General features: G+C 45.4%; 6 protein-coding genes. 3 read left to right on the forward strand and 3 right to left on the reverse strand.

Translation table 11 applies throughout. From position 1 onward, the window contains the following. Nucleotides 1-11: 11 nt before the first annotated feature. From DW896_RS05825 to DW896_RS05835, 3 genes are all read right to left on the reverse strand, one after another. On the reverse strand, nt 12-3,014 hold the full coding sequence (locus DW896_RS05825; RefSeq protein ID WP_057256366.1) for a TonB-dependent receptor: 3,003 nt from the start codon (nt 3,012-3,014) through the stop codon (nt 12-14). A 719-nt stretch (nt 3,015-3,733) separates the two neighbouring features. Next, a complete protein-coding gene (locus DW896_RS05830) occupies nt 3,734-6,211 on the reverse strand; it encodes a glycoside hydrolase family 2 TIM barrel-domain containing protein (RefSeq protein WP_119992986.1) in 2,478 nt (825 codons plus the stop codon). A gap of 28 nt (nt 6,212-6,239) precedes the next feature. After that, nucleotides 6,240-7,415 carry a glycosyl hydrolase 53 family protein gene (locus tag DW896_RS05835; protein WP_098032306.1) on the reverse strand — a complete coding sequence of 392 codons (1,176 nt, stop codon included), beginning with the start codon at nt 7,413-7,415 and terminating at the stop codon, nt 6,240-6,242. 215 nt (nt 7,416-7,630) lie between these two features. Here DW896_RS05835 and DW896_RS05840 point away from each other — a divergent pair, with 215 nt between their 5' ends. The 3 genes from DW896_RS05840 to DW896_RS05850 all read left to right on the forward strand — a co-directional run bounded on the left by DW896_RS05840 (nt 7,631) and on the right by DW896_RS05850 (nt 12,668). Then, nucleotides 7,631-8,635 carry a LacI family DNA-binding transcriptional regulator gene (locus tag DW896_RS05840; RefSeq protein WP_008663890.1) on the forward strand — a complete coding sequence of 335 codons (1,005 nt, stop codon included), beginning with the start codon at nt 7,631-7,633 and terminating at the stop codon, nt 8,633-8,635. Between the two features lie 19 nt (nt 8,636-8,654). Beyond that, complete coding sequence (locus DW896_RS05845; RefSeq protein ID WP_035449528.1) at nt 8,655-10,028, forward strand: MFS transporter; 1,374 nt, start codon at nt 8,655-8,657, stop codon at nt 10,026-10,028. Nucleotides 10,029-10,349: 321 nt separating this feature from the next. After that, nucleotides 10,350-12,668, forward strand: a complete 2,319-nt coding sequence (locus DW896_RS05850; protein ID WP_098032307.1) for a family 65 glycosyl hydrolase domain-containing protein — start codon at nt 10,350-10,352, stop codon at nt 12,666-12,668. Nucleotides 12,669-12,799: the final 131 nt, after the last annotated feature.

The following is a 12,799-nucleotide window of genomic DNA, read 5'->3' on the forward strand; positions in this document are numbered from 1 at the left end:
AACTTCATTGATTAAAAATTAAGATTCAAGCCTAACATAAATACACGAGGGCGAGGATAGATATTATTATCAACTCCACTACCGCTAATTTCAGGATCCAAACCATCATATTTGGTAATAACAAACGGATTCTGTACCGTGACATAAACACGTGCACTTTGTTTATCATTGAACAGCTTGTTAAAAGTGTATCCTAATGAAATATTGTCCATCCGTACAAAAGAAGCATTCTGAACATAGTAACTAGAACGATATTGCCCTGTCTTGAAATTTGTTTTCCATGCAGAAGTCAAACGATTTTTCAAGAAACCAGTTTGGTCATACATTTGTGAACCATCCCAAGCCTCACGATTGGATTGTACATTGTTATAAGCATAGTTTCCAATACTTGCACGCAAAGCAAATGACAAATCCCAATTCTTATAAGACAATTGAGAAGTTAATCCCATAAATACGTCAGGAGCAGACTTTTTGTAAGCGACCAAATCTTCTTCGTCTATTTTATTATCCCCATTTTGATCAACATAAGCACCTTCTATCGGATTTCCAGCCTTATCATAAAGTTGTTCCCATACATAGAATGAATTATAAGGATGATCAACAGCATTTATCATGATATTATAACCGGTTGCTCCATCAATACCAGTATGAATCACACCTTTATAAGCCGGGTCATCATTAAATGTCAATTTGGTAATTTCATTTTTATTATAAGAGATGTTATAACTCAATGTCCAGTCCCAATCTTTTGTCGTGATAGGATGAGCCGTCAAAGTAAGTTCAATACCTTTATTCTCCAATGTACCTACATTCGTCAACAACTGGTTACTAAAGTTTGTACCGGCAGGAGCTGTAACCGTATTCAGCAAATCATCAGTTTTACGATAATACAAATCAAGAGTACCTGTCAATTTGTTGTTCAATACACCGAAATCCAATCCAATATTGTAAGTTGTAGTTTCTTCCCATTTCAAGTTTTCATCATAAGCTTGAGGAGCAATCAATGAATACTTGTTATTACCAAAATAATAATTTGCTCCAGCTTTGGAATACATATAGCGAGCCATATAAGGATAGTCACCATTATTCAGGTTTTGCTGACCAGTAATACCATAGCCCAAACGCAACTTCAAATCAGAAAGCCAATCCACTCCCTTCAAGAAATTCTCTTCTTTCATCTTCCATGCCAAAGCAACTGAAGGAAATAATCCCCAACGATTGTCTTTATTGAAACGTGAAGAACCATCATTACGCAAGGTAAATGTCACCAAATAACGATTCAATAATGTATAATTCAAACGCCCAAAGAAAGAAACAAGATAGTTTTCAGTTGAATAATCTTCCATATCCTTATAGAATTCCTTACCAGTTTCTTCAGCTTTTACTGTAGAATAAGGATATTTGGTCCATGTAGAATTATAGAAATGCTGCCAAGAATAACCGCCCATAACATCGACATGATGTGCACCAAACTCTTTAGCATAATTCAAATAGAAATCCAGCAATGTATTCCGCTTCAATTGATAATAGCTGCTATTTTCCCCAAACCCAGTTTTATAGTTACCTTGGCACCAAGTCATAGGAGCATTATCTTCTATAATAACATCACCTTCACTCTTAGACACGTCGTAACCTAAATTCAAGTTTGCTCTCAATTCGGGCAGGAAATGAAACTTATAGTCAATTTGTGCATTACCAATACTTCTATAAACAGTTGATTCGTCATGCTTTGAATCTAAAATAGAAACGGGATTAGCCAAACCAATATCAACCGGTGTAGGATTATTGCCACTTTTCATATACATAAAGTAGCCGTTACCATAGGGATTTCCATCCATGTAAATAGGCTGTGTCGGATCATATTGCGTCGCCATACCTATTGCACCAGTATCTGCAAAACGGTTTGTATTATAAATACCTTTCACATTCAACTGAATATTCAATTTCTTATCAAAGAAATTAGGATTCAAGCTAATAGCACCAGTCAAACGCTCCATATTAGAAGTCTTCAATATACCATTTTCATTGGTATAAGAAACTGATACACGATAGGGCATGTGTGGTATAGCACCAGAAACATTAACATTGTGGTCTGTACTGAAAGAGGTTTTGAATATTTCATCCTGCCAATCAGTATTTGCCTGACCTAATGCTTTAAACTGAGCACTTGATTCACCGAATTTAGAAGTCACAAATTCTCTAAATTCATTTGCAGACATTACATCTACTTTATTGGGTCTTGTATTAATAGAGAATGTACCACTATAACCAACTTGTACACGTCCAGACTTTCCTTTTTTAGTATTAATAATAATAACACCGTTAGATGCACGAGAACCATAAATGGCTGTTGCAGAAGCATCTTTCAAAATAGTAAAAGTCTCAATATCATTGGGATGGACAGTAGCCAAAGGATTTGACATACCATTAATACCACCGTCATCTACAGGCACACCGTCAATAACAATCAACGGATTATTGGATGCAGACATAGAAGAACCGCCACGCACACGAATTGTAGCACCAGCTCCCGGAGCACCACCGTCAGTAATCACACTTACACCGGCAGCTTTACCAACCAACATATCAGTAGCAGATGTAACAGCACCTTTTACCATTTTATCTGCACTAATAGCCGTAACAGACCCAGTCAAATCATTCTTTTTGGCTGTACCGTAACCAATTACGACCACCTCGCCCAACAATTCCGCATCATCTTGTAATGTAATAATTACTGAAGGAGCAGCAGCTACTTCTTGCGTCTTGTATCCGATAAAAGACACGACCAACGTAGCTCCCTGAGGAACTGTCAATGTAAAATTACCATCAAGGTCAGTGATTGTACCATTCGTGGAATTTCCTTTTTCCACTACATTTGCGCCTATCACTCCTCCCAAAGCATCTTTTACATGCCCTTTCACGGTGATGTTCTGTGCATAAGCGCCTACAGACAAGAATAACCCTAACATTAGGGTAAGAATCGTTTGACAGATTCTAAGATTAACTTGCTTCATGCATTTAATAAATTAAAGTTAACAATATTAATTACCTATATATATTATTCGAAAAATAATTTTCGTACTTTCGCTTTCTAACGTCTTTCAAGTACCCAAAGCATGACGCAACAAAAATATGCTTTATTACCTTAGTAAAGTATAAAGAGAGTGTAAAATGTGGGAAACGAACAGTGCAAACGATTGCATGCGGTTGCACAAGATAGAAAAATCACTTGATATATCATAATACAGCGCTTCTCTCCACTCTACATGTGGCATTCTTGCACATAACATATATGTTTATTCTGCTGAAGTACAGAGATTTTCACCGCCTAACGACCGTTAGGCGATTTGTTGACGGCCGTAAAGCGATCTGCCAACGGCCATCAACAAATCGCTTTACGACCGTTAAGCACTACACAACATCAAGACAAAACAAAAGAAACACAAAGCTTTTACTGAAGAAATGCCATGCATGTATAAACCAAGCAACATACTTTCAGGATATGAATAACGTGTCTGCACAATATTAATATGCCATTAACACGATATTAACAAAATGGCCGACATGATATTAACTTGTTACATTACAACAAGTTAACATCATATCGGCCCTAAAAACAGAGGTGGAAGCAAAATTTGCTTCCACCTTTTTCTGTTGCTTCCACCGCACCTCAAACACCGATGAACAAAGGGTTACAGAGCAGGTGTGGTAGAGTGGAAGCAAATAGTGCTATTTATTTCTCTGAAGTATAAAGTACCAGCTTTCCGGACTTCAATCCTTTAGCCCTTGCCTCAAACACAATCTCACCGGCTTGCTCGCCACTCTGCACAATAGCCGTCAGCTGACCGCTGAAAGCCGGCATCTTGGGCAAATGGAACAAATCGAGGCTGGTAGCATCTCCATTGGCAGCAGCGCGATATTTTCCGGCACCCTTCACCGAGAAGTTTACCATGCGGCTGTCTGCCGGACAAAGGTTACCGTCCTTATCCACGACACGGACTGTGATATATGCCAGGTCCTTACCATCGGCAGACAAGCGGGTGCGGTCGGCAACCAGCTCCAGATGATGGGGCTTGCCAGCGGTACGAATCACCTTTTCTTCTGCAGGCTTGCCGGAAGCATCATAAGCTACCACTTTCACTTCGCCCGGTTCATAAGGAACATCCATCCACATCAAGCGATAGCGACGCTGCAAAGCAAGGGAGTCCTGACCTTCCAAAGCACGGCTTTCATCAGCAGTAAGTTTCCGCTGTTTGCCATAACTCTTTCCGTTGACGAACAGTTCGGCACTGGGATAGCTGGTGTAAACAAAAACCGGAGTATTCTCCCCTTCCCTGCCCGGCCACGTCCAGTGCGGAAGGACATGCAAGGTATTTGCCTGCTTGTTCCATAGGCTGCGGTACAGATAGAAACGGTCTTTGGGGAGACTTGCCAAGTCTATGATACCGAAAACGGAGCTGTGGCTGGGCCAGGAATCCGTACTATAAGGAGAAGGTTCACCCAAATAATCAAAACCTGTCCAGACGAACTGTCCGATTGTCCAGTCATAATCATCAGCCAAAGCAAAATCCTCATCGGGAAGATTCGACCAGGAACAACACTCCACATCATAACCGGAGCACTGATGGTCATCGTACATCACACTGGCTCCCTTCTGTACGGGAAATTTATAGACACCACGGGAACTTACAGTGGAAGCCGTCTCCGAACCGAGCACAATATTCTGTGGAAGAGTCTCATAAGACTCCACATAGCGGTGAGCCCGATAATTAAGACCGGGTACATCAATCATTGCCGCAAACCCGTTGGCAAGCACACACGTCACTTGGTCCATACCGCAAGTAACGGGGCGTGTAGGGTCTTCGCGATGGCAAATATCCTGCAGGAAAGAAGCCACTTTGTAGCCCTCGGGACTACATTGGGTAGGAACCTCATTTCCTATACTCCACATTACCACACAAGGATTGTTCCGATACTGATGCAGCATATTTATCATATCCTTTTCTGCCCATTCGTTGAAATAGCGGTGATATCCATTCTCACATTTGGCAATATCCCATTCATCGAAAGGTTCCAACATCATCATGAAGCCCATCTCGTCACAGAGTTCCACCAATTCGGGGGCAGGCATATTGTGGGAGGTACGGACTGCATCACATCCCATATCCTTCAATAATGTCAACTGACGGCGAAGAGCAGCCACATTGACAGCCGCACCCAACGGGCCCAAATCGTGGTGATTGCATACCCCCTGGAATTTACGGTGCTTACCATTCAGGAAGAATCCCTTATCAGCTATAATCTCAATGCTGCGGATACCAAAACGCGTGGTATATTCGTCAGTCTGTTTGCCATCTACATAAATCTTAGATACTGCCTTATATAAATAAGGTGTCTCAGGGGACCACAGAGACGGAGCATTTATCAGAAAATTCTGCTCAAATGGCTGTCCGTGATTAATTTTCCGGCTATTATCCTTACGGGATACTATCTTACCGTCCGGCGCAATAATATCAGTAGAAATACGAACATCCGCATCACCGGCATTCCGTATTGTAGTACGCAGACGCACGGAAGCGTATTCAGCAGAAACATGCGGTGTGGTGAGCTGTGTACCCCAAACCGGAACATGGACACGTTCCGTAGTAACCAGGCGGACATTGCGATACAATCCCGCCCCCGGATACCAACGGGAGGACTGGGGTCTGTTTTCCAGACGGACAGCCAGCACATTGTCTTTACCGTCGGCATTCAGCAAACCGGTAACATCGCAATGAAAAGAGTTATATCCGAAAGGCCAGAAACAAGCTTCTTTCCCATTGACATAGACCCGAGCCTCACTCATAGCACCGTCGAAAACCAGAGTGACCTGCTTGTCGGCAGGAGCATCAAAAGCCGTACGATACCAACCGACACCCACATAAGGCAACCCTCCGGTACGCCCGGTCTTTACGGAAGCTTGCTTTTCAAGGTCTTGCGTAACCGCTACCTCCTGCAAATCGTTGTTGCGGTCGAACGGACCAAAGATGGCCCAATCATGAGGAATGGTCACTGTTTCCCACTTACTGTCGTCGAAATTTGTTTGTGTTGCTTCGGGAACATCTCCCTTGGTGAACTTCCAGTTCTTTTCCAACAATGCTTCTGTACGCTGCGCCATTGCCGCCAAGGCAAAAAAGGCGCAGCAGGAAAAGATAAGTATTGTCTTTCTCATTCTTCTTTAAAAGATTTTGTTAATATAATTATTTAAAAGCATCCATTATCACAGTGGGGCGACCATCTTCAGTGAATGCCCCCAGCCGATATTGGTTCGGCCTGCATTCCGGTTCCCAGTAGAACACACCCTTGCAACGTCCGCTGGTATTCTCCTTGCACTCTTTCAGGACGCGGGCCAGTTGGCGTTTCCCTTCTGCCAGTACGGAAGCACTTGCCAGATTCCCTTTGTCGTCAGCACACTCCATGCCGGTTTCCACCACCATCACGTCACAGTTGTATTTCCGGGCTACACTATTAATATTGGCAATACACTCGGTGATAGTTCTATCAGCTGTATATTCCTTGTGCTCGAGCATCGTCCAGTAAGGATAGAGCGACATGCCTATCATATCCCACTTACCGCCATTGGCTTTCAGTTCATTAAAGAACCAGGTATACAATTCGTTGTCATATCCATTGTCCAGATGGACGATGACAATGGCATCGTCGAAGACGGACTTTACCGCATCGTATCCTACATTGATAAAAGCAGCCAGGTTGGCAAAGTTCTTACGGTATTTCACTTTCTCGGAAGTGCTGTTGGAACCCTTTACATCACATTCCCTCACATCATAGGACGCACCGCTCAACGCAGCATCTTCATCCCAAAGCATCCCCGGACGGATTTCATTACCTACCTGAACCCACTTGGGAGTAACTCCTGCCGCTTTCAGCGCATTAAGTACATCGGCAGTATGGTCGGCGATGGCTTTCTTCAAGTCGGCCAAGTTCAGTCCTTTCCATGCAGCAGGCTTATGCTGCTGTCCAGGGTCGGCCCACCAGTCACTGTAATGGAAGTCTACCATTACGTCCATGCCCAGCTCTGCGGCACGTTTGGCTTTCGTCACCAAATCGGCCATATTGCACCAGTTATCGTGTTCTTTGGGGTCGACCCATACTCTGAGTCGAACCGCATTCAGGCCCAAATCCTTCATCAGCTGGAAACAATCGGTCTCCACACCGGAGGTATTGTAAAATTTCATACCCTTATGTTCCATCTCCGTCACCCAACTGATGTCGGCACCTTTAGCAAAGTCCGTAACCAGAGGTTCCTCCTTATCGGGAAGTCCACCAGCATTGGGGTCTGTCTCATTATTGCTGCTGCATGCAAATACTGCAAAGGCAATACAAAAAAAGAAAGTCAAAAACTTCATGTGTTTCATGGCGTTATCATCATTAATTGCGTACTGCAAATATAAGCATTTAGGGAATATAGAACTATATATCACCTTAATTTGTCAAAATACGGGTATCTGCAATCGTTTGCACAAACTTACAACCCGATAAACCTCAACGGATAAGCACAATTTACCTTATTACGTTATTTTTGCAATCGGATTAGGGAAGTTTACCTTATCTTTGTCCTCAAAACTATACCATGAATAAACCGCAGATTACCATCAAGGATATTGCCCGGGCGCTGAATGTCTCCCCCTCCACTGTGTCGAGGGCGCTGAAAGACAATCCGGACATCAGCAAGGAAACACGTGACCTTGTCCATGCCTATGCGCGCGAGCATAACTACAAGCCCAACGTACTTGCCGTAAATCTCCGCGCAAGCCGCAGCAATACCATCGGCGTCATTGTCCCCCAACTGGTACACCACTTCTTTTCCTGCGTATTGAGCGGAATTGAGAAAGCAGCGGCGGATGCCGGATATAATATCATAGTGGCGCAGAGCAGCGAATCGTACGAGCAGGAAGTGAAAATTGTACATTCTTTCCTTGCCGCCCGTGTCTGCGGAGTCATCGCTTCACTTGCCAAGGACACTTCCCAATACGACCATTACCAGGAGCTGCTGAACAACGATATTCCCATTGTCTTTTACGACCGTATATGTACGGGGCTGAAAACCGAGCGAGTGGTGGTGGACGACTATGCCGGCTCCTTTGCAGCCGTGGAATACATGATACAGACCGGATGCAAGCGTATCCTTTTCTATGGTGCGGCTCCCCACCTAGAGATTACCAAGAATCGCCGGAACGGCTACCTGGATGCCATGAAGAAGTATAAAATTCCGGTGGACGACAGCATGATTCTGTTGTGCGACACCCGTGAACGCGCCATCTCCATCACTCCCGACCTGCTGGAAAGCGAAAACCGCCCTGACGGTTTCTTTGCCATCAACGACGAGACAGCTTCGGGCATACTGTATGCCTGCAAACTGGTCGGCGTAAAAGTTCCCGATGAAGTATCCATCTGCGGATTCACCGACGGAGCCATTGCCCAAAGCACCGACCCGAAGCTGACTACCGTGGAGCAGCATGGCGAGGAAGTAGGTAAAAGCGCTTTCAGCATTCTGACCGGAAAGCTGGAGAGAGAAGAGAAAAGCAACAACAAGATAGTACGTACCAATCTGGTGATAAGAGGAACTACGAAATAATAAAACATATTAAACCATCATGAAAGTAAAACCCGATTTAAGTTTCTGGAAGCTGTGGAACATCAGCTTTGGTTTTTTCGGCGTACAGATTGCATATGCTTTGCAGAGTGCAAACATCAGCCGTATCTTTTCCACTTTGGGTGCAGACCCGCATAATTTGAGTTATTTCTGGATATTACCTCCGTTGGCAGGTATCATTGTACAACCCATCGTGGGGGCCGCCAGTGACAAGACCTGGACACGCTTCGGACGGCGCATCCCTTATCTGTTTATAGGTTCGTTGGTGGCCGTACTCGTCATGTGCCTGCTACCCAATGCCGGAAGCTTCGGCATGGCAGTAAGTACAGCCATGATTTTCGGACTGGTATCGCTGATGTTCCTCGACACCTCCATCAATATGGCCATGCAACCCTTCAAAATGATGGTGGGCGACATGGTGAATGAGAAACAAAAAGGACTCGCCTACTCCATCCAGAGTTTTCTCTGCAATGCAGGCAGCCTGGTGGGATATCTCTTCCCGTTCATCTTTGCATGGATTGGCATCAGCAATACAGCTCCCCAAGGAGTAATCCCCGACTCGGTGATTTACTCATTCTACATCGGAGCGGCCATCCTTATCTTCTGCGTCATCTACACTTCGGTCAAAGTAAAAGAGATGCCGCCTGCCGAATATGCAGAGTATCACGGCATCACCGAAGAAGAGGAACATGAAAAGACCAACATGCTGAAGCTGCTCATCAAGGCTCCGAAAGCATTCTGGACTATCGGACTGGTACAGTTCTTCTGCTGGTTTGCTTTTATGTTCATGTGGACCTATACCAACGGCAGCATCGCTGCCAATGCTTTTGACGCTCCTACAGTAGAGCACCTGGTAGATGGTGTCACCAAAGTGGTACTCGACACCAAGAGCCTGCAATATCAGAATGCCGCCGACTGGGTAGGCGTACTGTTTGCCGTACAAGCCATCGGCTCTGTGCTTTGGGCCATCTGCATACCGATGTTCAAGGACCGTCGCCGGGTCTACTCACTCAGCCTTGTTCTGGGAGGTATAGGTTTCATTTCCACCTACTTCATACACGACCCTTATATGCTCTTCATTTCCTTCTTGCTGATAGGTTGTGCATGGGCTGCCATGCTGGCACTGCCGTTCACCATCCTGACCAACGCACTGAGCGGAGGACACATGGGTACTTATCTGGGACTTTTCAACGGTACTATCTGTATCCCGCAGATTATAGCAGCTGCTTTGGGCGGCACCATCCTTGCCTTGTTTACTCCCCAAGGAGGACTGCCTCCTGAAATCAATATGCTTGTGCTGGCAGGAATCATGCTGATAATCGGCGCCGCCTGCGTATACCTCATCAAAGAGAACCAAGGAGAAAAAAGCAAGTAAGCACACGCCTCCGAAACATAACACACAAAGAACCGAGACCGGCACACCGTACAAAGGACAGCCGTTATCTTTGTAATAAAGACATGAATCATACCGTATGATTACCATAATCATATCGTATGATTCATGCTTTCATACCGTATGATTGTTACCTCTTCTTCTGACCGTACATAGCATCTGTTATTGACGAGCCTACCAGCCCTCCGGCAAGAAAGCAGGTAAAAAAAAGCCTACCGCACGTTTGTTTTTTTCCTTTCCATTTCTTCTTTATTTCCGCATATTGCTTAACTTTACGGCGATAACTACAGAAAACACGTCGCCATGAAGAAATACCTCAAGACCGATGAATGGAACATCATCGAAGACCAATTCCACCCCGACCGTCAACGGATGTCGGAAAGTATATTCAGTCTCGGAAACGGACGTTTCGGGCAACGGGGGTATTTTGAGGAGCCTTACAGCAGTGACAGTTACCGTGGTTCATTTGTGGCCGGCATCACTTTCCTGGACAAAACCCGCGTAGGATGGTGGAAGAACGGATTTCCCCCATATTACACCCGTATACCCAAGGCTGCTGACTGGAGCCGCATCAACCTGCGCCTCATCGATGAGGAACTCGATTTGGCAGGCTGGGATGTCGACAGCTTCAACCGCCGCCTGGATATGAAGGAAGGTATCTTCTACCGGGACATGGAGGTGACGTCTCCTCGCGGAAACCAGCTCCGCATCCATGTAGAGCATATCACAAATATGGCAAGACCCAACCTCTGTCTCATCAAGTACAGCGTGTCTTCCATCAACTATACCGGCAGAATCTCACTCGTGCCCATCCTTGACGGGAATATAGTAGACGATGCCGATCTGCCAAACCTGAAAATATGGAACATACTGCGTTCCGGTTCTACCAGCAGCTGTGCCTATCTCTGGACACAGACCCGCCGGGAAGATGCACAAGTGTGCTACGCCATGACTTACCAATTCTTCAAAAACAACAAGGAAACCACTGCCAACCTCATACGGATAGAAAAGGAAAAGCAGACCGGTTTCAGCGTAGGTGCCGACGTGAAACCCGGAGACAACGTGACACTCATCAAATACACCGCCATTGCTTCTTCTCTCTACCACGAACGGAGTGAATTGGTGGAACACTCCGTGGCCGAGGCACGCGAAGCCAAGAGCATAGGCTGGAATACGCTGGTAGAAGAGCATCGAAGGGCCTGGCAGGAAATCTGGGACGAAACGGATGTCGTCATCGAAGGGGATCCGGAAGCGCAACAAGGTATCCGGTACAACATATTCCAGCTGTATCAGACTTACCGGGGAGATGATCCGCGCCTAAACATCGGCCCCAAAGGATTCACCGGAGAAAAATATGGCGGAAATACTTATTGGAACACGGAACTGTGTTGTGTACCGTTTTTTCTGCTCTCCACTCCCAAAGAGATTGCAAAGAACTTGCTGGCATATCGGTACAACCAGCTTCCCAAAGCCATCGAAAACGCCCGTAAACTGGGTTTCAAGGACGGTGCAGCGTTGTTTCCGCAGGTAACCAACAACGGAGAGGAATGCCACAGCGAATGGGAAATAACCTTCGAGGAAATCCATCGCAACAATATCATTGTTTATGCCATCGTTCAGCATGCAGTACTGACGGGTAATATGGACTATATCGCCCAATATGGCCTGGAAGTTATGATTGCCGTCAGCCGCTTCTGGAGCCAACGGGTATCCTTCTCCCAACCCAAACAGAAATATGTCATACTGGGAGTTACCGGCCCGGATGAATACGAAAACAATGTGGACAACAACTGGTACACCAACTATTCCTGCATACAATGCCTCAAGATGACCCTCCGTTTTCTGGAAATGATAGCACAGCAATATCCGGACGAATATGCCCGCATACGCCGCATCACCAATCTCGACCAAGTAAAGGAAAGCGCCCGGTGGAGAGACATCATCGAACACATGTATCTGCCGGAAGACAAGGAACGGGGAATTTTTATCCAGAATGACGGCTATATGGATAAAGTACTGGAAAGTACCGATAACATTCCTGCCGAAGAACGCCCCATCAACCAACATTGGTCATGGGATCGCATTCTGCGCTCTTGCTACATCAAGCAAAGCGACGTGTTGCTCGGACTTTACCTTTATTATTTCTATTTCGACACGGAAACCGTCCGCCGCAATTTCGAGTTCTATGAGCCGATGACCGTACACGAATCCTCCCTTTCTCCCCACATCCATTCCATCCTGGCTGCACGCATCGGCAAAGTGGAAAAAGCTTACCAGCTTTTCCTGCATGCCACGCGGCTTGACCTGGACGACTACAACAACGAAGCGGACCAAGGCCTGCACATAACCAGTATGCCCGGCAGCTGGCTGGCCATTGTACGCGGATTTGCAGGTATGCAGGTGCTGAAGGAGACGTTGTGTTTCTCCCCTGTCATACCGCAAAAATGGGACAGCTATTCATTCAAGGTGAATTATCTGAAAAACACACTTCACATACGGGTAGGAAAAGAAATCGAAATCTCGCTTACAGCAGGCAGCAAAGTGGACATACAAGTCTACGGACACCCATATACGCTGGAACGGGGGACGGAATTGAAAATTAATATGCCAATGTGCCAATGACCTGCGGCGTGATAGCGCAGCATAAACATTGCGCAGCCAATTAGCACATTGGCACATTAAATCATCATTTATCCTATAACCGGGAGAACATTTGGTTGTTTTCCCGGTTTTATGTTTTTATATATACCTGA

The organism is Bacteroides sp. AM41-16 (genome assembly GCF_003603495.1).
Taxonomy (GTDB): Bacteria; Bacteroidota; Bacteroidia; order Bacteroidales; family Bacteroidaceae; genus Bacteroides; species Bacteroides uniformis.

Bases quoted from the DNA above. Each gene is read 5' to 3' on its own strand.
- DW896_RS05825 (WP_057256366.1), bottom strand. From the start codon at position 3,014: ATGAAGCAAGTTAATCTTAGAATCTGTCAAACGATTCTTACCCTAATG.
- DW896_RS05830 (WP_119992986.1), bottom strand. From the start codon at position 6,211: ATGAGAAAGACAATACTTATCTTTTCCTGCTGCGCCTTTTTTGCCTTG.
- DW896_RS05835 (WP_098032306.1), bottom strand. From the start codon at position 7,415: ATGAAACACATGAAGTTTTTGACTTTCTTTTTTTGTATTGCCTTTGCA.
- DW896_RS05840 (WP_008663890.1), top strand. From the start codon at position 7,631: ATGAATAAACCGCAGATTACCATCAAGGATATTGCCCGGGCGCTGAAT.
- DW896_RS05845 (WP_035449528.1), top strand. From the start codon at position 8,655: ATGAAAGTAAAACCCGATTTAAGTTTCTGGAAGCTGTGGAACATCAGC.
- DW896_RS05850 (WP_098032307.1), top strand. From the start codon at position 10,350: ATGAAGAAATACCTCAAGACCGATGAATGGAACATCATCGAAGACCAA.